The organism is Anaerostipes amylophilus (genome assembly GCF_025567365.1).
GTDB classification, from domain to species: domain Bacteria; phylum Bacillota; class Clostridia; order Lachnospirales; family Lachnospiraceae; genus Anaerostipes; species Anaerostipes amylophilus.
In genome coordinates, this window is sequence record NZ_JAOQJG010000001.1 from 98835 (window position 1) to 122170 (window position 23336).

General features: G+C 37.6%; 24 protein-coding genes and 2 tRNA genes. 2 read left to right on the forward strand and 24 right to left on the reverse strand.

Going from position 1 to position 23336, the window contains the following annotated elements:
- Nucleotides 1-66 precede the first annotated feature (66 nt).
- From OCV53_RS00475 to OCV53_RS00580, 22 genes are all read right to left on the reverse strand, one after another.
- The gene (locus OCV53_RS00475) at nt 67-543 is read right to left on the reverse strand and encodes a hypothetical protein (protein ID WP_055196250.1); all 477 of its coding nucleotides are present in this window, start codon (nt 541-543) and stop codon (nt 67-69) included.
- A gap of 18 nt (nt 544-561) precedes the next feature.
- Nucleotides 562-1335 (reverse strand): phosphoribosylformimino-5-aminoimidazole carboxamide ribotide isomerase, encoded by a 774-nt coding sequence (gene hisA, locus OCV53_RS00480; protein WP_022374692.1) that lies wholly within the window; start codon nt 1333-1335, stop codon nt 562-564.
- A gap of 18 nt (nt 1336-1353) precedes the next feature.
- Complete coding sequence (locus tag OCV53_RS00485; RefSeq protein WP_055196251.1) at nt 1354-2064, reverse strand: RluA family pseudouridine synthase; 711 nt, start codon at nt 2062-2064, stop codon at nt 1354-1356.
- Nucleotides 2065-2073: 9 nt separating this feature from the next.
- Nucleotides 2074-2763, reverse strand: a complete 690-nt coding sequence (locus OCV53_RS00490; RefSeq protein WP_022374690.1) for a response regulator transcription factor — start codon at nt 2761-2763, stop codon at nt 2074-2076.
- A gap of 1 nt (nt 2764) precedes the next feature.
- The gene (locus OCV53_RS00495; protein ID WP_055196252.1) at nt 2765-4252 is read right to left on the reverse strand and encodes a sensor histidine kinase; all 1488 of its coding nucleotides are present in this window, start codon (nt 4250-4252) and stop codon (nt 2765-2767) included.
- A gap of 116 nt (nt 4253-4368) precedes the next feature.
- A complete protein-coding gene (coaBC, locus tag OCV53_RS00500) occupies nt 4369-5559 on the reverse strand; it encodes a bifunctional phosphopantothenoylcysteine decarboxylase/phosphopantothenate--cysteine ligase CoaBC (RefSeq protein WP_055196253.1) in 1191 nt (396 codons plus the stop codon).
- Between the two features lie 13 nt (nt 5560-5572).
- Entirely contained in the window at nt 5573-5962 is a 390-nt protein-coding gene (gene panD / locus OCV53_RS00505) for an aspartate 1-decarboxylase (protein WP_044921912.1), read from the reverse strand.
- Between the two features lie 20 nt (nt 5963-5982).
- Nucleotides 5983-6825: a pantoate--beta-alanine ligase gene (gene panC / locus OCV53_RS00510; protein ID WP_022374225.1), complete on the reverse strand. Its 843-nt coding sequence runs from the start codon at nt 6823-6825 to the stop codon at nt 5983-5985.
- Nucleotides 6826-6898: 73 nt separating this feature from the next.
- Nucleotides 6899-7726, reverse strand: coding sequence for a 3-methyl-2-oxobutanoate hydroxymethyltransferase (gene panB, locus OCV53_RS00515; RefSeq protein ID WP_055196254.1), 828 nt, complete (start codon nt 7724-7726; stop codon nt 6899-6901).
- A complete protein-coding gene (locus OCV53_RS00520; RefSeq protein ID WP_055196255.1) occupies nt 7723-8571 on the reverse strand; it encodes a Rossmann-like and DUF2520 domain-containing protein in 849 nt (282 codons plus the stop codon). Before OCV53_RS00520 ends, panB begins: the two co-directional genes overlap by 4 nt.
- A gap of 310 nt (nt 8572-8881) precedes the next feature.
- Nucleotides 8882-9676: an ABC transporter ATP-binding protein gene (locus OCV53_RS00525; RefSeq protein ID WP_008394120.1), complete on the reverse strand. Its 795-nt coding sequence runs from the start codon at nt 9674-9676 to the stop codon at nt 8882-8884.
- A gap of 16 nt (nt 9677-9692) precedes the next feature.
- A complete protein-coding gene (locus tag OCV53_RS00530; RefSeq protein WP_009203201.1) occupies nt 9693-10586 on the reverse strand; it encodes an ABC transporter permease in 894 nt (297 codons plus the stop codon).
- A 97-nt stretch (nt 10587-10683) separates the two neighbouring features.
- Nucleotides 10684-11691, reverse strand: coding sequence for an ABC transporter substrate-binding protein (locus OCV53_RS00535; RefSeq protein ID WP_055196256.1), 1008 nt, complete (start codon nt 11689-11691; stop codon nt 10684-10686).
- Nucleotides 11692-11950: 259 nt separating this feature from the next.
- On the reverse strand, nt 11951-13384 hold the full coding sequence (gene malQ, locus OCV53_RS00540) for a 4-alpha-glucanotransferase (protein ID WP_055196257.1): 1434 nt from the start codon (nt 13382-13384) through the stop codon (nt 11951-11953).
- Between the two features lie 100 nt (nt 13385-13484).
- Complete coding sequence (locus tag OCV53_RS00545) at nt 13485-14639, reverse strand: NAD(P)-dependent malic enzyme (RefSeq protein ID WP_022375183.1); 1155 nt, start codon at nt 14637-14639, stop codon at nt 13485-13487.
- Between the two features lie 152 nt (nt 14640-14791).
- A tRNA-Gly gene (locus tag OCV53_RS00550) sits at nt 14792-14862 on the reverse strand.
- 6 nt (nt 14863-14868) lie between these two features.
- Nucleotides 14869-14941 (reverse strand) — tRNA-Phe (locus OCV53_RS00555).
- Between the two features lie 72 nt (nt 14942-15013).
- Nucleotides 15014-15496, reverse strand: coding sequence for an HD domain-containing protein (locus tag OCV53_RS00560; RefSeq protein WP_022375184.1), 483 nt, complete (start codon nt 15494-15496; stop codon nt 15014-15016).
- A gap of 44 nt (nt 15497-15540) precedes the next feature.
- Entirely contained in the window at nt 15541-16041 is a 501-nt protein-coding gene (locus OCV53_RS00565) for an HAD domain-containing protein (protein WP_055196258.1), read from the reverse strand.
- A gap of 88 nt (nt 16042-16129) precedes the next feature.
- On the reverse strand, nt 16130-17062 hold the full coding sequence (locus OCV53_RS00570) for a glycyl-radical enzyme activating protein (RefSeq protein ID WP_055196259.1): 933 nt from the start codon (nt 17060-17062) through the stop codon (nt 16130-16132).
- Nucleotides 17049-19403: a glycyl radical protein gene (locus tag OCV53_RS00575; RefSeq protein WP_055196260.1), complete on the reverse strand. Its 2355-nt coding sequence runs from the start codon at nt 19401-19403 to the stop codon at nt 17049-17051. Before OCV53_RS00575 ends, OCV53_RS00570 begins: the two co-directional genes overlap by 14 nt.
- Before the next feature lie 22 nt (nt 19404-19425).
- On the reverse strand, nt 19426-20193 hold the full coding sequence (locus OCV53_RS00580) for a DeoR/GlpR family DNA-binding transcription regulator (RefSeq protein WP_055196261.1): 768 nt from the start codon (nt 20191-20193) through the stop codon (nt 19426-19428).
- Between the two features lie 243 nt (nt 20194-20436).
- Between OCV53_RS00580 and OCV53_RS00585 the strand changes: the two genes are divergently transcribed.
- Both OCV53_RS00585 and OCV53_RS00590 read left to right on the forward strand, forming a co-directional pair.
- Nucleotides 20437-20643, forward strand: coding sequence for a DUF378 domain-containing protein (locus OCV53_RS00585; protein ID WP_055196262.1), 207 nt, complete (start codon nt 20437-20439; stop codon nt 20641-20643).
- A gap of 166 nt (nt 20644-20809) precedes the next feature.
- Nucleotides 20810-21376, forward strand: coding sequence for a flavodoxin family protein (locus OCV53_RS00590; protein ID WP_022375190.1), 567 nt, complete (start codon nt 20810-20812; stop codon nt 21374-21376).
- A gap of 146 nt (nt 21377-21522) precedes the next feature.
- Here the strand turns inward: OCV53_RS00590 and OCV53_RS00595 are convergent, their stop codons facing one another.
- Both OCV53_RS00595 and OCV53_RS00600 read right to left on the reverse strand, forming a co-directional pair.
- Nucleotides 21523-22500: an electron transfer flavoprotein subunit alpha/FixB family protein gene (locus OCV53_RS00595; RefSeq protein ID WP_055196263.1), complete on the reverse strand. Its 978-nt coding sequence runs from the start codon at nt 22498-22500 to the stop codon at nt 21523-21525.
- Between the two features lie 18 nt (nt 22501-22518).
- Nucleotides 22519-23322 carry an electron transfer flavoprotein subunit beta/FixA family protein gene (locus tag OCV53_RS00600; RefSeq protein ID WP_022375192.1) on the reverse strand — a complete coding sequence of 268 codons (804 nt, stop codon included), beginning with the start codon at nt 23320-23322 and terminating at the stop codon, nt 22519-22521.
- Nucleotides 23323-23336 lie beyond the last annotated feature (14 nt).

A 23336-nucleotide genomic window follows, 5' to 3' on the forward strand; every position in this document is an offset into this window, starting at 1 on the left:
TACCGGAAACTTGTGGTTGAATTCAAGTTTCCGGTATTTTTCTTATTTAAAATTCATTTTTGTTGATTATTGTTTTCTTTCCTGAATCTTTACGATCACATATCCTTTCTCGGTTGTTATATAACCAAGCTTTAGATATTGTCCATCTCTCTTGATATATCCACCCTGTGTAGATGGTAGATGATAACCAAACTTCTTAATAAATTTGTCACCATAGGAAAAATGAACGCCATTAATATCAAAACTTTCTTCTTCCATGTCTTCCTGATCTTCACCTCCGCTTGATGCTGGTGTGAAGTTCTCTACATATCCTTCGACACTCTTATAATTCCCTTGTTTATATGCATGAATCACCTGCATATATCCAAAGCAAAATCTAAGTGCTGCAATCGCACAGATAGCAAGACAAACTGCAGATAACAATTTAAAAAATGGTTTCTTTGAAAATACAAGGAGTAGTACTCCTATTATTCCTAATATTGCAAATGGAATAACCCATCTTGCCTGTATCGTAAAATTACTGGCTTCGTATAATAATTTCATATATATCTAAGCCTCCCTTCAATTACAGTATTCTAAAACTTTTGCGAATTCCATATCACCACCAAATAAGTCTAAGGCACTTCCGATCGTTACATCGATCTTATCGTTTCCATAATCTTTCAATAATTCAAGATCATCAAAGTTCTTAACTCCACCAGCATATGTGACTTTATTGCCATCATACTGAGCCAGAAGTTTCACTAATTCCTGATCGATTCCCTGAGCCTTTCCTTCTACATCGACTCCATGAATCAGATATTCATCGCACCATGACTCTAGTTTGTGCAGCAGTTCTACCGTTAATTCTTCATCAGTAAACTTCTGCCAGCGATCGGTTGTGATATAATATTTATCGTCTTTCTTTCGACAGCTTAAGTCAAGCACAAGATGATCTTTTCCTACCTGTTCTTTTAAAGAATCCAGTCTGTCATAATGAATCTTGCCACCCGCAAATACAAACGATGTTACGATCACATGAGATGCTCCAGCTTCAATAAATTCCTTGGCATTCTCATCTGTGATTCCTCCACCGATCTGAAGTCCTCCTTCAAATGCTTTCAATGCCTTTAACGCCTGTACTTTATCTTCTTCATAATACTGTGAATCTCTGGCATTAAGCATGATGATATGTCCACCGTTTAAATGATTATCTTTATAAAGTTTTCCATAAAATGTACCATCTTTTTCTGATACAAAATTCTCTGTTGCAAAATCTCCCTGATCAAGGAGACTTCCACCTACGATCTGTTTGATCTTACCATTGTGAATGTCAATGCATGGTCTGAATCTCATTTTTCTTATCATCTCCTGTTATTCTGTCATCTCTAATAAGTCAAATGCTTCCCCACTTGGATCTGCCTTAAATACCATTCTCTCATGTGTCGTTGGATGGTCAAATGCAATCCTTGCTGCGAACAGTCCGATCTCTTTGTATTTCTTCTTTGTCTTCTGATAAATTGGATTATACTTTGTATCTCCCCAGATTCCAAATCCTCTGCTTGAAGTCTGGACACGGATCTGATGATGACGGCCTGTTTCTAAATGGATCAGACAATATGTGTATTTCATCTTAGAATCTTCCATCATATCAATAACTTCGTAATCAAGAATAGCTTCTTTTGCACCTTTCGTTCCTTCTTTGACGACTTTGGATACATTATTTTTGGGGTCTTTTAATAAGAAGTCTCTGAATGTTCCCTCATCATCAGGAAGCCATCCAGTTAGTACCGCCTGATAATCCTTCTCAAAAGTATGATCTTTGATCTGTTCTGTCAGTGATGCTGCTGCCTGCTTTGTTCTTGCAAATACCATAACACCACCAACTGGTCTGTCTAAGCGGTGTACCAGATATAGTTCTGGCTCTCCATCTGTATTTTCCTCAAAAAACAGTTGATTCTTAAGCTGATGCAAAAGATCCATATCTCCTGTCTTATCGCTGGAAACTGGAATTCCTTTTGGCTTCTCGCATACAACAATCTGTTCGTCTTTGTATATGATATTTATCTTTTTATTTTTTCTCATAAAAATCTCCTACATCTTGAAACGGTATCCAACACCCCAGATTGTCTCGATATACTGTGGTTTGGCTGTATTCACTTCAATCTTCTCTCTGATCTTCTTGATATGAACTGTAACAGTTGCAATATCTCCCAAAGATTCCATATCCCAGATTTTATTGAATAATTCCTCTTTTGTAAACACTCTGTTTGGATGTCCTGCAAGAAATGTTAAAAGGTCAAATTCTTTTGTTGTAAATACTTTTTCTTCGCCATTTAAATATACACGTCTTGCTGTCTTATCAATCTTTAATCCTCGAATCTCAATGATGTCGTTGGCTTCCATCTGATTATTTACAAGTCTCTGGTAACGATTCAGATGTGCCTTTACTCTGGCTACAAGCTCACTTGGGCTGAATGGTTTTGTGATATAATCATCTGCTCCGAGTCCTAATCCTCTGATCTTATCGATGTCTTCTTTTCTTGCAGATACCATAAGAATTGGAATTTCTTTGGCTTCTCTGATCTGTTTGCAGATTTCAAACCCATCAACTCCTGGAAGCATGATATCAAGAATGATCATATCAAAATCTTCTTTTAATGCTTTCTCAAGTCCTTGCTGTCCATCTGTTTCTATTTCTACTTCAAATGAACTAAGTTCTAAATAATCTTTCTCTAATTCTGCGATTGAAAGTTCGTCTTCTACGATTAATACTTTGCTCATGTTATTTCTCCTTTGACTGATCGATTACTTTATTTAATGTAAAGAATATTGTCGTTCCTGCACGCAGTTTACTCTCTGCCCAGATTTCTCCACCATGTTCTTCTATGATCTTCTTGCAAATGGATAGTCCAAGACCACTTCCTCCGGCAGAATTTCTTGACATATCTGCACGATAGGTTCTTCTGAAAATATGTGGAAGATCTTCTTTGGAAATTCCCATTCCATTATCCTTGATCGCTACCTGTACCTTGCGATCAAATTCTGTTAAGGTAATTCCTACCTTTCCTTTGGCCTTATTGTTATATTTGCATGCATTATTAATAATATTATTAATAACTCTCTTAAGCTGTTCCGGATCAGCTGTTACCAATACATTCGCTCCACAATAATTACGATATGAGAACAGCATTCCCTTCTGTTCAAGGTCTGCTCCGATCTCATCTACACAATCTTTGAAATATGAATTAATATTAATCTTCTCAAAATTATACGGAATAATATTGGAATCAATCTTTGAATATAAAGATAATTCGTTGATCAGGACGTTCATATCATTTGCTTTATTATAAATCGTCTTAATATAGCGATCTATCTTCTCTGGAGTATCTGCAACTCCGTCCATGATTCCTTCGACATATCCCTTGATCGCTGTGATCGGTGTCTTAAGATCATGAGAAATATTACTGATCAGATCCCTATTCTGCTTTTCATAAACAATTCTTGCATCGATCGAGTCTTTTAACTCCGCCCTCATCTCATTAAATGCATTGCAAAGTTCTCTGATCTCTTCGCCACCACTGTTGATCACTACATCATTATCAAGGTTTCCTTCCTTGATTCGTTCTGCTCCTGCCTTCAGTTCCCTGATCGGACTTACGAATTCACGGTACATAAACCATGATAAAAATGTACTCGTTAAGATCAGTACACCAATGACTGCACAAGATACCTGAATAAAGATATTGCGGTAATGTGGCAGGACTGTTCCAAGATCTGTCATAATAAATACAGATCCTTTTCCTCCATCCTTGTATTTAAAATCCTGCTGCTTTACAAGGTAATTCCCTGGATGGCTTACAAAAAAACCACGGTCAGCATCACTGTCTTTATTCCCATAGGATGGCAGTTTATTGATCAATTTGTCAGAAACATTTTCCTTTCCTGCATAAGTGATCTTGTTATTTTTTCGAACGAGCAGATAGGAATCTTTACCCCCTAATCGTTTATTGACGTCATTTAAATATTGCTGATTATTAAAGATTTCAGGATTCTTATTTACATGCTCTTCTAATTCAAAGAAAATGCCCTGTGTCTCTGTATTCATCGTCTTTAAAGGATTTGCGAATCTTTCAAAAGATCCTACTGACAGGTCTGCTTTGTTGATCCTTGAATACCCTATACTTAAACCAGCGATCGACACTATCATCACAAAGATTGGTAGCACGATCGCTGGCAAATAGATTAATCGAACTTTATTTACTGCTTTCATCCCTTGACTCTCCTTTGGTATTAATATCTTTTATTATACCATAGTCACAGAGAGAAACCAGAAGTTGAACAATTATTTTATTTAATTTTTAGAAAGATTTTTATCATTATAAACATCTAATTTCTTGAAATGATAAAATCAAGGATTGCATCTGCAACTTCTTCTTTTGTCATCTTTGGAAGCTGTTTTTCTTCATCCTTTGTGATCAATGTGATCACGTTTGTATCTGTGTTAAATCCAGCTCCCTGTTCTTTGAGGTTATTTGCTGCGATCATGTCAATCTTCTTCTTTTCAAGCTTTGCTCTGGAGTTTTCTAACATGTTCTGTGTCTCCATGGAAAAGCCGCATAGGAACTGACCTTCTTTTTTATTCTCTCCAAGAGTCTTTAAAATGTCTTTGGTCCTTACCAGTTCAATTGACATATCTCCGTCTTTTTTCTTGACTTTATGATCGCTGACATTCGCTGGTGTGTAATCTGCAACAGCTGCTGCCTTGATAATGATATCCTGTTCATCACTTCGGCTTGTCACAGCATCATACATATCCTGTGCACTGGTAACAGGTACTACATCTACAAACATTGGTGGTTCGATCGCTGTTTGTCCTGTAACCAAAGTTACATCCGCTCCGCGAAGCATTGCCATCTTTGCGATTGCATACCCCATCTTTCCTGAAGAATGATTGGAAATATAACGTACCGGATCGATCGCTTCAATCGTTGGTCCTGCTGTTACAAGAACTTTCTTGCCTTTTAAATCTTTTTCTTTCGCAATCGCTCTCTCAAGATGTGCAACCAATACTTCTTCTGATGGCATCTTTCCTGCTCCACTTGTTCCACAAGCAAGATGTCCTGTTGCTGGCTGTACGATCTCATATCCAAATCTTCTTAATTTATCAAGATTATCCTGTAAGATTGGATTATTGAACATCTTCGTATTCATCGCTGGTGAGATGATCACTGGTTTGTTACATGCCATCACTGTGGTTGATAACATATCGTCTGCAATTCCATTTGCAATCTTACCGATGATGTTCGCTGAAGCTGGTGCGATCAACATTGCATCGGCTTTATCTGTCAGTGATACATGTGCTACATGAAACTGAAAATTACGGTCAAATGTTTCTACAAGACATTTTGTGTTGGTCAAACTTTCAAATGCAATCGGGTTGATAAAATGTGTGGCATTCTTTGTCATGACCACATGAACTTCACACCCACGTTTCACAAGCATACTTGCCACATTTGCCATCTTATAAGCTGCAATACTTCCTGTCACACCCAATACAATCGTTTTTCCTTTTAACATGATCTTCTTTCTCCTACATATCTTCTAATCGTCCATGTCTTTCATAGTTTGTGCAGCGGGAAATCTGGTTATCGTCATCTACAAATACGACTTTTGGCTCAAATGTCTTTGCTTCTTCTGGTGTCATATCTGCATATGCGATAATGATGATCTTGTCTCCTGTTGCAACGCAGCGTGCTGCAGGTCCGTTTAAGCAGATCATTCCACTTCCTGGTTCTCCAGGAATTGTGTATGTCTCAAAACGACTTCCGTTGTTAACATCTACGATATGTACATGTTCGTATTCTAAGATTCCTGCTGCTTCTAATAATACAGGATCAACTGTAATACTTCCTACATAATCTAATTCTGCCTGTTTTACTGTTGCTCTATGAATTTTTCCTTTTAACATGCTGATATTCATTATTTTTCTTCTCCTTTAGTCTATTCGTTAATGAGTGTATTGTCAATAAGTCTTGTCTTTCCGATGTAAACTGCCATAGCCAGCATACATGTTCCTTCTAGTTTCTCAACTGGTTCCATAGACAATGCGTCAACTGCTTCTACATAGTCAATCTTAGCCATTGGTTCTGTCTCGATATTTTTCTTCATTGCTTCTACGACTTTATTTGCATCTTTTTCTGTTTTCGCAAGTTCTTTTCCTAAAGCAACTGTTTTTGATAAGATCAATGCTGCTTTTCTTTCTTCTGGAGAAAGATATGTATTTCTTGAGCTCTTAGCAAGTCCGTCTTCTTCACGAACGATTGGACATCCGATGATCTCGATATCCATATTCAGATCACGCACCATACGTTTGATAACTGCTAACTGCTGTCCGTCTTTCTGTCCAAAATATGCTCTGTCTGGTGTTACGATATTAAAGAATTTATTTACAACAGTACATACTCCTCTAAAATGAATTGGACGTGTTTTTCCACATAATCCTTCTGTAAGTCCTGTCATATCCACAAATGAGCAGAAATCTTTCTCATACATTTCTTCTGGTTCTGGATGGAAGATTAAATCTACTCCTGCACTTTCACATAATGCTGCATCATGATCTAAATCTCTTGGGTATGTTGCAAGGTCTTCTGTTGGTCCAAACTGCATTGGATTTACGAAAATACTTACAACGACTTTGTCGTTATCTTTTCTTGCTGCATCCATCAGACTTTTATGTCCTTCATGAAGGTATCCCATAGTTGGGACGAAACCAACTGTTAATCCCTGTTTCTTCCACTCTTTTACCTGTTCTCTGACTTCTTTGACTGTTTCTACGATTTTCATTGTTAAAACTCCTTTTTCCCATTTATGTATGAGAATCTATCTATATAAAATATGTCCTTTATGTTGTCTGTTTTTAATATAATTTTTCAATCACATCATCACTGATCGCATATGTATTTTCTGGTCCTGGGAAAGTTCCTTCTTTGACTGCATTGATATAGTCTTTGACTGCTCCCTGCATCACTTCTCCAACCTGTGCAAACTGTCTTACAAATTTAGGCACAAAGTTTCCATACATTGCTAACATATCCTGGTATACCAGTACTTGTCCATCACATTCTGGACTTGCTCCGATTCCAATCGTTGGAATATGTACTTTCTTTGTGATAATCGCTGCTAATTTCTCTGGAATTCCTTCCAGAACTAACATAAATGCTCCAGCTTTCTCAACTGCCTGTGCTGCTTCGATCAGCTCTTTTGCTGCTTCTTCGCTTTTTCCCTGTACTCGGAAACCACCAAACATATTAGATGACTGTGGTGTCAGTCCAATGTGGGCACATACTGGGATCTGTGCATTTACGATTGCTTCGATCTGTGGACATACGTTTTTTCCACCTTCTAATTTAACCGCTGTACAACCTGTTTCTTTCATAATTCGTCCAGCATTTGCTACCGCATCATATACAGATGTGTGATAAGATAAAAATGGCATATCAACTACGATCAGAGCATCTTTTGCTCCTCTTACAACGGCTGCTCCGTGATGGATCATGTCATCAACTGTTACAGGAATCGTTGAGTCATATCCAAGCATTACCATTCCAAGAGAATCTCCAACTAACATTGTATCGATTCCAGCTTCATCGAATAATTTTGCGGTAGAATAATCATATGCTGTCAGCATTGTGATCTTTTCTCCGTTATCTTTCATTTTCTGTACTGTGCTTACTGTTGTTTTCATTTTACTTCCTCCAATACATGTTTCATGTCTGCATAAGAAGTATCAGGATGACGTGTCTCTGCAAGTTTTATGATCTCTTTTGTCAGAGCACTGTAAGTTTCCTTTTTCTCCTGATCTATGGCATCTAAATGTTTTTGCACGGTTTTGATATCATGGCGTTCTACTGGCCCTGTCAGTGCATCACATGTTCCAACATCAAATATATTGTTCATGTTTGTAACTGCCAGTGGTTTCAATGCATTCAATGCTGCTTCATCATCAAATCCACATTCATTAAGCAGTTCCTTCGCCTGATTGATCAATCCGACTGCAAGATTAGATGCAAAGACGGCTGCTGCATGGTATTTAGGCTTATCTTCGCTTTTTAATCTCACGATGCGATTTGGACAAGCTGACAATAAATCCATGATCTCTTCCATGTGTTCTTCATTTCCTTCCACACTGAATAATGCCTGTGCTAGATCTTCGTATGCAGTTTTTTTACTTTTAAATGGAAACATTGGATGAATAGAGTAACCGTATGCTCCGGTTGCTTCAATTCCAGAAAGAACAGCTGATCCTAGTGATCCGCTGCAATGACAAATAAACTTTCCTTGTATCGGATAAGTTTTGACTTGTTCCCAGACTGTGCTGATCGCATCATCTGGTACTGTTAAAAATAGAACATCACTTTTTGTTAATATTTTATCAATCGATGTTGTAAATATCTTCTGTGTTTGTTTTTCCGTTCCACTTACATTCGCTTGTGTACGGGTGTAGCACCCTGTGACGAGTATGTTATTGTGTACAAAGTAATCATAAAGAGAGCAGCCTACTTTCCCTGCTCCGATGAATCCTACTTTCATACATGTATCACCTGCTTTCTTGCGGGTGATGTTCTAAGTTAAATTGATTTGCCGGTATGATTTCTTTCAAGAATACCATCCAGATGTTAACTATAACACCCGTGTGGGGAAATAGCAAGTATAATTTTGATTTGTTGATAGTGTTGCATGTATGAGTCAGAAAGAACAAGAGAAGAAATATTTATAAGAATAAAGGGTGACACTCAACATACACACCACTTAAGTTTTCCAATCTTGTAATTATCCACACTTTAGACTTCAGGTATATGATAAAAAATAAATAAGCAACCGAAAGTGATGCATTGGAATTTTAAGACAACAACATTCTATCGTTTGCAAATTCTCCGCCGCTGGCTTCTTCGAATTTCTGCAATAAATCTGCTACCTTAAGCTTCTTCTTTTCTTCCCCTTTCACATCATAAATGATCTTTCCATCGCTCATCATGATCAGGCGGTTTCCGATATTGATCGCATCTTTCATATTATGTGTTACCATCATTGTTGTAAGATTATCTCTGGCTACGATCTTCTCTGTGATGTCTAGTACTTTCTTCGCAGTCTTTGGATCAAGGGCTGCTGTGTGTTCGTCTAATAATAGCAGGCTTGGTTTCTTTAGTGTTGCCATAAGCAGTGTCAATGCCTGTCTCTGACCTCCGGATAATAGTCCTACTTTGGATGTCATTCGATCTTCTAGTCCTAAGTCGAGCATTTGTAATTTTTCTTTAAACATTTCTTTTTCTTTTTTTGTGATTCCCCAGCTTAGGCCTCTTTTCTTTCCTCTACGGTTTGCCATTGCCATGTTTTCTTCAATCTGCATACCTGCTGCCGTTCCCATCATTGGGTCCTGGAATACTCTTCCTAACATGTAGGCACGTTTGTATTCTGGAAGATCTGAAATATCCTTGCCATCTAGAATGATCGTTCCTTGATCGATCGGATAGACTCCTGCTACCATGTTGAGTGTTGTAGATTTTCCGGCCCCATTTCCTCCGATGATCGTTACGAAGTCCCCAGGATCTAAGTGAAGATTGACTCCATTTAATGCTTTTTTCTCATTAATCGTTCCTTTATTAAATGTTTTATGTACATTTTTAATTTCTAACATAACTTTGCCCCTCTTTCTATGCTGGTGTCCTGCGGTGTGAATATTTTGATTTGAGAGCAGGAATACCGAGTGCTAATGCTACGATGATCGCTGTGAATAATTTCATATCATCGGTACTTAATCCGAAATGTAAAACAAGTGAGATGATCATACGATATACCATTGCTCCTCCGATCAGTGATGCAAGGATATAAGCAAAGTTAAAACGTTTTCCAAAGATAACTTCTCCGATTACAATGGATGCAAGACCAATTACAATAGATCCTGTTCCCATTTTGATATCTCCGTATCCTTGGTTCTGGGCTACTAAAGCTCCAGATACTGAGATCAGTCCATTAGAAATCACCAATCCTAACACTTTGGATGTATCTGTATTGCCCCCTAAAGCACGTACCATAAATTCATTGTTTCCTGTTGCCCTAAGTGCACATCCGATCTCTGTTCCAAAAAACCAGTACAGAGCTGCGATCACAATGGCTCCAATAATGACTCCAACTACCAATGTTGCCAGTGTCTGATCTACTCCTAACAGATCCATTACCTTTGTAAATGCAGTGTCTTCTCCAAGTAATGAAACATTTGGTCCTCCCATAACTCTGATATTAACGGACCATAATGCGATCATTGTTAAAATACCTGCTAAGATCGCAGGGATCATAAGTTTCGTGTGCAGCCAGCCTGTAACAAGTCCTGCTAACATTCCTCCTACAAGTGCAAATAATAATGTTACAAATGGATTGACTCCCCTTGTAATAAGGATTGCACTGATACATCCACCGAGTGCAAATGTTCCATCGCAGGATAAGTCTGCGATATCTAAGATCCTAAATGTAATATAAACTCCCAGTGCCATGATTCCCCATAATGTTCCTTGGGCTAATGCACTATAAAGATTTGTAATTAATGCCATTTTCTACCTCTTTTCTAAATGCACAGAAGTGCCTCCCGCAAATCGGAAGACACTTCCTGATCTTCTTGTAATCTTACATGCAAGAAAATCTTATTTATTATTCTTTATCTGTCTTTTTCTGTGTTGTTACCATCTTAGCTTCTTTTTTTAACTTCTCTGGAATCTTAATTCCTAATGTCTTTACTGTGTCTTTATTGATGATCAGATCCGCATTTTCCTGATATTCAATTGGCATATCTTTTGGTTCAGCTTTTCCTTCTAAGATCTTTACTGCCTGCTTTGCTGTCTGCTGTCCTAACTTGTAGTAGTTAACTCCGTATGTTGCAAGTCCTCCACCTGTACACATTCCTTCTTCAGCTACGATAAATGGAATCTTAGCTTCATTTGCTACCATGGATACTGTATTGATTCCTGCTGCGATCATGTTGTCTGTTGGTGAATAGATTGCATCAACTTTACCTTTTAAGGATTCTACAACCTGACGGATCTCACTGGATTCTGATACTGTTGCATCGATTGTTTTTAATCCTAATTTCTTTGCTTCTTTCTTCGCAAGTCCTACCTGGAATTTGGAGTTTGCTTCTGCAGAACAATATAACATTGCAACTTTCTTTGCATTTGGAATTAATTCTTTTAATAGATTCATCTGTTTTGCTACTGGTGTTAAATCTGATGTTCCAGATACGTTTGTTCCTGGTTTTTTATTTGATTTCACCAGTTTGGCATCGGCTGGATCTGTAACAGCTGTTACTAAAATCGGAATATCTTTTGATTCATTGGCCATTGCCTGTGCTGCTGGTGTTGCGATCGCTAATACAAGATCGCACTTATCTGTGACAAATTGTTTGGCAATTGTCTGACAATTTGACTGTTCATTCTGTGCGTTCTTATATTCAATCTTGATCTTGTCTCCGTCTTTATATCCAGCTTTCTCAAGACCATCCTTAAACCCTTTGTAAGATGCATCTAAAGCATCATGTTCTACTAACTGAACGACTCCGATCTTCTTCTGGTCTGAACTGTCTTTCTTGCTTGAGCAACCAACCATTGTGGATAATGCTAATGCAGCAACTAATCCTGTTGCCATGACTTTCTTTAATCTCATATTTTTCTCCTCCTTAATATCGTTCCCGATTGTATTCCTTGACTTTAAACTTCTGAACTTTAAAACTTCAACGCTTTTATGTACTAAATTGTAGCACTATGATTTTGTGTCGTCAAGCTAATTTTATTGCTTTATATGGTACATCATATTCCATACAATCTAATATCAATTATTTTATACGCATATTTCTTTATTTCTATGCAAAAAAGGATGAAAGATTTCCCAAATTCTTTCATCCTTTTTCTTCTATCAATTTCTTCTATTGCTGTGCTTCTTCGGCTGCTTTCTTCGCATTCTCTTCTGCAACTGTACGATATTTTATTGTCAGTGTTCTGATCAGTTCTTTTAACTCATCTGTTAACTGCTCTTCTTTCACTCTCCACTCCCAGTTACCACCTACCGTAGATGGTGTGTTGATCCTTGCTTCATTTCCTAATCCAAGATAATCCTGAAGTGGGATGATCACCATATCGCTTCGACTCTCTAATGCAAGAGAAATCAAGTCTAAATGTACAGTTCCTGTTCTCTCGATCGTACTGTATTTTAAATAATGCTCTAAGAATTTCTTATCATCTTCTGATAATGTTTCGTACCATCCAACAACCGTATCATTGTCATGTGTTCCTGTGTATACAACACTATTTTCTTTGTATTTATGTGGAAGATAGATGCTGTCATCATATGCTCCAAATGCAAATTCCAGAACATTCATTCCTGGGAATCCTGTGTCATCTAACAGTTTGTGAACACTGTCTGTTAAAAATCCTAAGTTCTCTGCAATAACCTTCTTGTCTCCAAGTTGTTCCTTCATTGCTTCAAAGAACTCAATTCCTGGACCTTTGACCCATTCTCCATTGACTGCTGTTTCATCTTCTGCCGGAATCTCGAAATACTCGTCAAATCCTCTGAAATGATCTAAGCGTAATACATCATATAGCATGAAGTTATGACATAGTCTGTTCATCCACCATTCGTAGTTTGTCTTCTTATGATATTCCCAATCATAGACTGGATTAGACCATACCTGTCCATCTTCTGCAAATGCATCTGGAGGGCATCCTCCAACAACAGTTGGCTTTCCTTCTTCATCAACTTTAAATAATTCTTTGTGATATGTAAAGGCTGTTCCGTCCAAGGCTACATAGAATGGAAGATCTCCTACGATCTGAATTCCTTTATCATTGGCGTATTTCTTTAACTTGAGCCATTGTTTATGGAAATAATATTGACAAAAAGCGAAATAACTCTCTGGCAATTTACTCTTTTTCTTGCTCATATACTCTGTATATTCTCCAAGCCAGTACTCATTGTCTTTGACAAATTTCTTATACTCTTCGTCTGGATGGAATCTGAAATAAGCCTTTCTTAATAGTTTTCTATGATTCTGTCTTACTGTATCATAGTCAACTTTCCCCTGATTTTCTTCCTTGATCGATTCGAGTTCCTTTTTCTTAAGCAGTCCTTCTTCAAGTAGTTGTTCTAAGTCAATATAGTATGCACTTCCTGCAAAACTTGAAAACGAAAGATAAGGAGAATTTCCTGCTCCGATCGTTCCTAATGGAAGGATCTGCCAGTAGTTCTGGCCTGCTTCTTCTAAAAAGTCTACAAATTTATATGCTTCTTTTGAAAAGCATCCGATTCCGTAATCTGATGGTAAACTAAATATTGGTAATAATATTCCACTTGTTTTCATTGAATAAATTCTCCTAATTTTTTCTCATGATGCAATATAGTATATCACAAAACATACTCCTTGAACAGAAGTGCCCTTGTACTTAATTTAGTTCTATGGCTTATTTCTGGCTTTCTTCTGCAACAGCTTTTGCTACAGCTTTGCATACTCTCTCATCGAAAGCTCCTGGAATAATATATTCTTCATTTAATTCATCATCACTGATAATACTTGCGATTGCTCTTGCTGCTGCCATCTTCATCTCTTCTGTGATCTGTCCGGCTCTTGCATCTAAGGCTCCTCTGAAGATTCCTGGGAATACTAATACGTTGTTGATCTGGTTCGGGAAGTCAGATCTTCCTGTTGCGATCACCCTTGCTCCACCTTTTTTCGCTTCATCTGGCATGATCTCTGGTGTTGGGTTTGCCATTGCGAAGATGATCGCATCGTCTGCCATTGTAGATACCATCTCAGCTGTTACGATATTTGGTGCGGAAACTCCGATAAATACATCTTTATCTTTGATGATCTCCGTTAATGGACCTGTCTGTTTATCTTTGTTTGTGATCTCTGCCATCTCTTTCTGGGCTGGGTTCATCCAGTCTTCTCCTGGGCATAATGCACCTTTCTGATCAACTAATACTACATTTCCAGCTCCGAACTGTAATAATAATTTACAGATAGAGATTCCTGCAGATCCTGCTCCGTTGATCACGATGTTGGCATCTTCCATTTTCTTTCCGACAAATTTTAAGGCATTTAATAATCCGGCTGCTACAACAATGGCTGTTCCATGCTGGTCATCATGGAAAACTGGGATGTCTAATTCTTCTTTTAAGCGGCGTTCAATTTCAAAACATCTTGGTGCGGAAATATCTTCTAAATTAATACCACCGAAACATGGTGCGATATTTTTGACTGTCTTGATGATCTCTTCTGTGTCTTTTGTATCAAGACAGATTGGAAATGCATCGATATCTGCAAATTCTTTAAATAAAAGGGCTTTTCCTTCCATAACAGGCATCGCTGCTTCTGGCCCGATATCTCCAAGTCCTAATACAGCTGTTCCGTCAGATACGACAGCGACTAAATTTCCTTTTGCTGTATAGCGGTATACATCTTCTTTATTATCACGGATCTTACGACAAGGTTCTGCAACTCCTGGTGTGTAAGCTGTGCTTAGGTCATCTCTTGTCTTTACTGTTACTTTAGAACGTACTGCGATCTTTCCTTTATTTTTTTCGTGCATTTCTAATGCCAGTTTGTTGTAATCCATTTTTGTATCTCCTTTATGGTATGATGTTTCAGATTTTTGTTCTTTTATTATTGTATCATAACATAATTTGATTGACCATGTTTTTAAAAATATGGTATAATAGAAAATTACAATAAAAAAAGAAGAATGCATAACATTCTTCTTAATAAAAGAGCGGGTGATGGGAATCGAACCCACGTGATCAGCTTGGAAGGCTGGAGTTCTACCATTGAACTACACCCGCATACAATGCCCAGAGCCGGAATCGAACCAGCGACACGAGGATTTTCAGTCCTCTGCTCTACCGACTGAGCTATCTGGGCAGTTAAGTTGTTGTCTCATTTCTGCGACTTCTATACTTTATCATATTCCTCGTGTCTTGGCAAGCTTTTTTTTCAAAAAATTTTATTTATCAGCCAGATTCCTGTTTTGGTCTTAAAAATCTTGTTTTTTACGGACTCAATTGTCTCTTTGGAACTTTGTTCTTCCGCAAGATTTACAAGGAAATCTGCTTCTACAAGAATCTGATAGTCGATTCCATCGATTTGATCATATGTGTGATGATGTCCGATCAGATAGCAGACTCTCTCTATTTTTGTTTTATCGTACTGTAAGTCTTTCAACATCTTCTGCGCGATTGCTGGTCCTTCAATCTCCTGATATTTTCCTGCACTGCTGTTATATTTTTCTTCGCTTATTTTGATCCCAATATCGTGTGTTAATGCAGCCACTTCAAGAATATCTAAAGTTTTCTTATCTAATCCTTCCTGTTCTCCGATCAGTTTCGCATATGCGTGTACTTTCAGGAAATGCTGGATTCTCTTTGGGTCTCCTTTGTAATAATCGATCATTGCTGTTGTCACTTGATTTTTGTCCATCTGTCCAATCCCCTTTGATACTTTCTTATTTAATATCTTCTTATTTAATATTTTCTGAAAAAGCTAAATAGTCTTTTTTTATTTAATATCCTGATTGCTCTGTCTGCATCTTCTGCTCGTAATCCACCTGTACAAAAATCTGTCTTTACCAGATGCTTATCAAATCCATGTCTATGCCATTCGTAGTCTCCATCATCTAATATGACAAATCCTTCAATCTTCTCTTCGCACTTATCTAACCAGTCTTTGATCTCGTCTTCTCTTCTTCCACTGCTTAGATATTCTGTCTTATCTATGATCTTTAGATCGTATTTTGCTAAAATATCAACCAGGATCTGGCACCAGTCCTGTACTGCATCACTGTGTTCTGCCCATCCATATCTCCAGGAAGATGATAAAACGATCTTGGCTCCTGTTGCATCTACGATTTTCTTCAAATTCTTAATATTCTCCTCGTCTACGGAGATCAATTGGGCATCTTCAGATTTTTCAAATAACTGCTGCGAATTTAATACTCCATCTACGTCCAGAAATATAACTTTCATGTCTTTATTCCCCCTTTTACCTTTACGGCTATAAGACATGGTCCTTGTTGAGTATTATACTCTCTTTTCTCGAAAACGTAAATCCTTTTCAAATTTGCTCATTTATAATATTTTCTAATCCACCCTCAATTGCCCAATTCTTAAATTCCTGCATCTGTTCTTTCGTGTACAATTTAGGATTTTCTTCAAAACAGTATTCTTTATCTACCAAATGATATTTGGCTTCTGCCAGTGGATTATAGTTTAAGATTTCATAAGAAACATACTGATAGATTCCATTTAAATATTTTGCAATCCCTTTGATGTTCTCTCTGGTTGCAGTCATGCCTGGGATCATCGGTGTTCTTATGATTACTTTGTTTCTATTTGATGTCTCTAGTAAGTATCTGATATTCTCTTTGATCTTGCGATTTGAAACCCCTGTATAATGCATATGATCTTTCTCTGTTGCTAACTTAAGGTCTGCAAAGATACGATCTAAATATGGAAGAATTTCTTTGATCACTTCCTGCTCTGCATAAAGAGATGTCTCAATCGCAGTGTGGATTCCTTCTTTTTTACATGCTTTTAACAGCTCTTTTGTAAACTTCCACTGTAAAAGTGGTTCCCCACCTGAGATCGTAACCCCGCCGTTTCCGTGGCGGTAAAATGGATTATCTTTGCGGATTTCTTCCATAACCATCTCCACAGTCATCTCTCTGGAATCCATAGCGATCGCTCCCGTTGGACACCACTCAATGATCGTATTCCAGTCTTCATTTTTGTCAGGATGAAGATGAATCTGGTCTTCTTCCAGTGTAACTCCGTGTTCTTTTGATTTAGCAATACAAGTTTTACAATGTATGCATCGATTTTCAAAATAGATTGGTCTTTTGCGAATGGAAATTCCTTCTGGATTCTGACACCACACACATTTTAAAGGACATCCCTTTAAAAAGACTGTAGTACGGATCCCATCTCCGTCGTGCGTTGAAAATCTACGAATATCAAATACTTTTCCTGTCATCTTAAATATCTCCATAACTTGTTCTTGCGATGATCTCATTTTGCAGTTCATCGGCAAGTTCTGTAAAGTAGGCTGTGTAACCTGCAACTCTGACAGTCAATCCACGATATTGTTCTGGATTCTTCTTTGCTGCAAGCAGGTCTTCTTTTCTTACTACATTAAACTGGATATGTGGAATCTCAAGATCAACAAAAGTTCTTAAGAAATTCGCAAACTTATCAATTCCTGTCTCTGTCTTAAAAAATTCTGGAAGGAATTTCATATTCAACAATCCACCATTCGTTGTCAATGTCTTATCTAATTTGGATACAGATTTTAATACGGCTGTTGGTCCTTTGATATCTCTTCCATATACTGGAGACATTCCTCCATCTGCCAGTGGCTCCCCTGCGTATCTTCCATCTGGAGTTGCCCCGACATTTTCACCCATTGGTACATGAGCTGATACGGTATACATACCTGTGTGATATGGACCATTTCGATAATTCTTAAATGTTCTTAATCGATTCTTGAAATAATCTGCCCATTTTGTTCCCTGTTTATCAACTTCATCAATATCATTTCCGTATTTTGGAACTTTATTAACGCACATGGCTCTTAAGATTTCATATCCTTCAAAATTGTTCTTTAATGCATCAAGCATTTCTTTTTGTGTGCATCTTTTTTCATCATACACCAGCTGCTTAATCGCAGCAAGGCTGTCTGCCAGATTGGCAATCTGGATCATCTGAATTCCAGATAAATTATACTTTGCTCCCCCTGCTGTGACATCCATTCCATTTTCCATGCAGTTCTCAATAGAAGCTGATAAGAATGGAGATGGAAGAAGATCAATATGTGCCTTCTCTACTTCTTCACATGCAAGGATCATCTTATCCATAAAATAATTAATCTGTTTCTTGAATGCTGCTTCCAAGTCTTCAAATGTCTCGTATGTTTCAAGATTTCCATAATCTGGTGCGATCTTTTCTCCGGTTAAGAGACATGTTCCACCAGTTAATGTGACTTCCAATGCTTTGTTCAAGTTAAACATTGCAGAGTCACTCCATCCAAGGTTATTTCCCTGTGTTGTTAATTCTACACATCCTACGATCGCGTAGTCTCTGGCATCTTTTTCTTCGATTCCTAATTCTTGAATAGATGGGATCACTGCCTTATCATTAAAGAATTGTGGCATTCCGCTTCCTTTGGCTACGACTCTGACTGCTTCTTTTAATAACTCATCCGATGTTCCTTCGTGAAGTCTGACAGAAAGATTTGGTTGTGGAAGTCCTAAGTGCTTCTGTGATTCTAAGAATAAGAAAGAAAGATCATTATATGTATCATTTCCATTTTCATCCTGCCCACCGATCGCAATATTAAATCCGATTGGGAATCCAGCGAAATATTTAGCTCCGTGAGAATTTCTCATGTATACGATCTCATTAAATTTCAGCCATAAGCATTCAATGATCTCTAATGCCTGCTGTTTATCTAAGATTCCATCTTTGATATCTTTTTCATAATAAGGTGCTAAATGTCTGTCTAATCTTCCTGGTGAAAATGAAGATGCATTGGATTCCATCTGTAAGATAACAAATAAAAACCATGTAGACTGCACTGCTTCGTGGAATGTCTGTACTGGTCTTTCAGAAATATTCTTACAGTTTCTGGCTACTTTGATCATTGTTTGTTTTCTTGTTTCATCTGATTCATTTTCTGCCATATCCATGATCAGATCGTGATAACGGACCATAAAATGTTTGGCACCTTCCATAACGATCTTAACACTCTCATAGAAGTCTTTCTGCCCTTCTTTACATGTCTTTAATTTTTCTTCTGCCTGATCAAGTAGTCCCTGTGGTCCCATCTTTAACCATTTTACACAGTTTGGACAGATATGTCCTTGTGCATGGTCTTTCTGATTGATCTTTACAACTTTAGCGATCTCGTTGATCTCTTTTCCATATCTCTGGTTCAGGACATCTTCTAAGGATTTTCCTTCCCAATATGGTTTGATGTCTTTGCGGAATGTTTCAATATCTTCTTGATGCACATTGAAACGATCCTGCGGTCTTGTTGGAAGTGTTTCAAATTCTTTATCGACCCATGTACTTCCACTCTCCGGAAATACAACTCCATAACGGACTCCGGCTGTACGATTTCCAACGATCAGCTCATCCGGTTCTACACGAATCTCCATCTGTTCTAATGCTGCCTTTAAAGATTTGGCTCTCTGGATGATTCTTGGATCATCTTCATTTTCCTGATATGTTTTTGTGATGATCAGTGCCTGCTCAATTGATGCATATCTTGGCTCTGACAACATTTTATCTTTTAAATCTTTGATTCGTTGTGTCTGATATAATCCATCCATAGTCTTTGTCCTTTCTATTTTTCTATATGATCTTTGTCTGATATTCTTCTAATTTCTTCTTAATTTCCTCTGAAAGTTCCTTCTCACAGATAACTCCTTCTATGTCATTAAAGGTAGCATATACATAGTTCGCTTTAAAATCAAACTTATTACTTTCCATAACAAGATAGCACTGACTGCTTTTTTGTACTGCATCACGTTTCATAATGCCGTCTTCCGGAACATACGTCGTGATCACATTATTGAAAAGATCCGCACCTACAACGCCCATAAAACAAATATCAAATCGGAAATTTTCCATCATCTGTCTCGTTAATTCACCTAAAAATCCATTCTGACTGCGATTAAACTGTCCACCAAGCAAAATAAAATTTACATTTTTTGTTGTTGTAAATAATTCTGCTATATCAAGCATGCAGCTTACCACTGTAATCTGAAGTTCTCTTTTTATAATTTCTTTTGCCAATTCAATATTCGTCGTTGATGTATCAAGAAATATCATATCTCCATTACGAATCAACTCAACTGCTTTTTTTGCAATCTGTTGTTTTTCTTTTATATTCTTATCTTTTCTTGTCGATACAATATTATTATGTCCTGGATGCAATGTATCAGGGCGAACCGCTCCACCATATGTTCTTTTTAAAAGGTTCTTTACCTCCATACTTGCCAGATCTTTACGAATACAATCCTCTGTTACTTCAAAGCGTTTGCTTAGATCCTTTACTTTCACTTTTTCATTTTCTTCTAGCAAACGTAATATTTCCTGATGTCGTTCTTCTACAAACATTCTTTTTTGTTCCTCCTGTTATAAGATCATGTCATTTTTGAAGCATATTTTGACAACATATATAAATTTCCGTTTCTTTATTGATTTTTATTGCTATTTATTATTTTATATTATTTTCATCAATTGTCAAGTCACTACTTTCTCGACTATTTTAAATGACAAATTTTTTATACATAAAATACGGAATTTTACAAATACTAAATTAGAATTTTATTCATTGTTCTAAGGAGGTTTGATTTTATTATGGGAAATAAAGTTCTTGATTGCACAGCTTTGACTCTTACGATCATTGGTGCTATTAACTGGGGACTGATCGGATTCTTTCGGTTTGATCTGGTGGCATTTTTGTTTGGTGATATGAGTTGGTTGTCACGTGTGGTTTATGCACTTGTGGGATTGTGTGGATTGTATATGCTGGCGTTTTACCAACATTGTGGGGATGATGCATAAATAAAGGTTATGATAGAAGATTATCCATATGATTCATATGGATAATCTTCATAACTTTAGTTTATTGGCATCTTGAATTGAAAATTTATCTCCTTGTCAAGAAACATCTTTTGACATAGAATATTGTTTGTAACTGGATTCTTTACTTTTAGAAAGGACGAGATAAATGAAAGTTTTATTATTAAATGGAAGTCCTCGCAAAGCTGGTTGCACTTTTACTGCTTTGACTGAGGTTGCAAATACTTTAAATGCACAGGGAATTGAGACTGAGATTTTTCAGGCTGGAGATCCTTCGATTGAAAATGTGAAGGTTGCAGCTAAGATCATGGAAAAATCTGACGCTTTAGTTATTGGGTCCCCTGTTTACTGGGCTTCTCCTAGTGGTCAGATCATTGAATTTATGGATAAATTCTGTTCTCAGGCTGGTAACTTTATGCTACATAAACCTGCAGCTGCTGTAACTTCCGCACGTCGTGCTGGTACAACTGCAACTTTGGATGTTCTCTTAAAATATCTTGAATATCATCAGATGCCTGTTGTTTCCTCAAACTACTGGAATATGGTTCATGGAAATACTCCTGAAGAAGTAAAACAGGATGAAGAAGGGCTCCAGATCATGCGTACATTAGGAAATAACATGGCTTGGCTGCTTCGCTGTATTGAGGCTGGGGCTGCTGCCGGAGTTGAAGTTCCTGCTACTGAAGAGAAAATTAAAACAAACTTTATTCGATAAAATTTTGAGTTTCTTCTTATTATATAATATCTAAATATAAAAACGGAAAGAAAGGTCAGGCTGCCTTTAAGGCAATCTGACCTTTTATAAATGGTGAATATACATTAAGTATAGAAACAAGCTATTTTATAAAAATAGATTTTTATTTACTGTGCATCCTTGATCTTTTTGATCTCCTCGATCATAACAGGAAGCACTTTCATAACATCTCCAACGATTCCAACATTTGCTACATCAAAGATTGGTGCGTCTTCATCTTTGTTGATCGCTACGATGTATCCTGAATTCATGATTCCTGATACATGCTGTGTTGCTCCGGAAATTCCGCAGGCAATGTATAGTTTTGGTGCAACGATCTTTCCAGACTGTCCTACCTGATGGATCTTTGATACCCATCCATCTTCAATGGCTGGTCTTGTTGCTCCGACAACACCGCCTAAAATGTTTGCAAGTTCTTCAACTAATGCGAAGTTTTCCTTGCTTCCCATTCCACGTCCACCAGAAACGATGACTTCTGCTTCTTCTAGGTTGATCGTTTCTGCGATTTCTTTGACGCTTTCTGTGATCTTAGCTTTGATCACATCTTCTGGTACTTTGACTTCTTTTGCAACGACTTCCCCTTCTGATGGGTTCTCAACTTTCTGGAATGCTCCAGAACGAAGAGTCGCTACCTGTGGAATACTTGTAATCTTTACATCTTCTAACACAGTTCCGCCATATAGTGGGCATGTGTATACAATTTCTCCATCTTCTGCTTTGACAGCTAAGACATCAGATGCACATCCTACACCTAATTTCGCTGCGACTGCTGGTGCGATGTCTTTTCCATCTTGTGTTCCACCGATAAATACTGCTTCTGGATTTTCGTCTTTTACTAACTGTGTTAAAACTGCTGCATATGCATCCAGATTATATTCTTTATAATCTTCGCTATCGACACAGATGACCTGATCGGCACCTGCCTCTGCTACTTTTTTCGCTGCATCTGCTACACCGCTTCCGATAACAACCGCTGTGACTTTCTCAGCATGTTCTTTGGCTGGTGAGAGCATTTCTAATCCAACTTTCACTGGATTTTCTTCTGCAGTTTCTACATATACCATGATATTCTTATATTCTGCCATGTCCTTTGTTCTCCCTTCCTAGAATACTTTGGCATCTGCCATCATAGCGACTGCTTTTAATGCTGAATCTTCTTCTGTTTCTTCCTGAATCTTGATTCCGGCTTCTTTCTTTGCTGGCTCATATAATTTGATCACCTGAACTTTTGCATTGTCTGCACCGACTTTTTCTTTTTCAAGATCCGCAAGATCAGCTTCTTTGATGTCACCGATTGGTTTCTTTCTGGCTGCCATTTTATTCTTGATCGTTGGGTAACGTGGATCATATTCTGGTTTTGTAACAGTAACAACACATGGTGCAGAAGCTTCTACTGTACGATATCCTTCTTCTGTTTCCTGTTTAGCTGTTACTTTGTCACCGTCTAAGGCAATTTCTGTGATATTTGTGATCACTCCGACTCCAAGTTCATCGGCTAACATGATTCCACCTTGTCCAAGTGCGGCATCTGTTGCTTCTTTTCCTGTGAAGATCAAGTCGAATTTCTGACCATTATCTGCTTCTAATTTTGCTACTACATTTTTTAAGATATTTGCGATTCCTGTTGTGTCAGAATCTTTGAAAGCATCATCACTTACTAAAAACGCGTGATCTGCTCCAACTGCAAGGCAGTTCTTTAAGGAGTTTTTCGCTCCTTCTTCTCCAACACATACAATGGTTATTTCTCCTTCTGAGGATTCTTTTAATCGTGCTGCCATTTCAAGAGCATAGGTGTCAAATGCATTTACAACAGGTGTAACATTGGCTAAATCCGGTGCTCCATCTGCATTTAAATGGATTTCTACAGAATCATCCGGAACCTGTTTCATACAAACTAAAATGTTCATTGTCTTACTCCTTC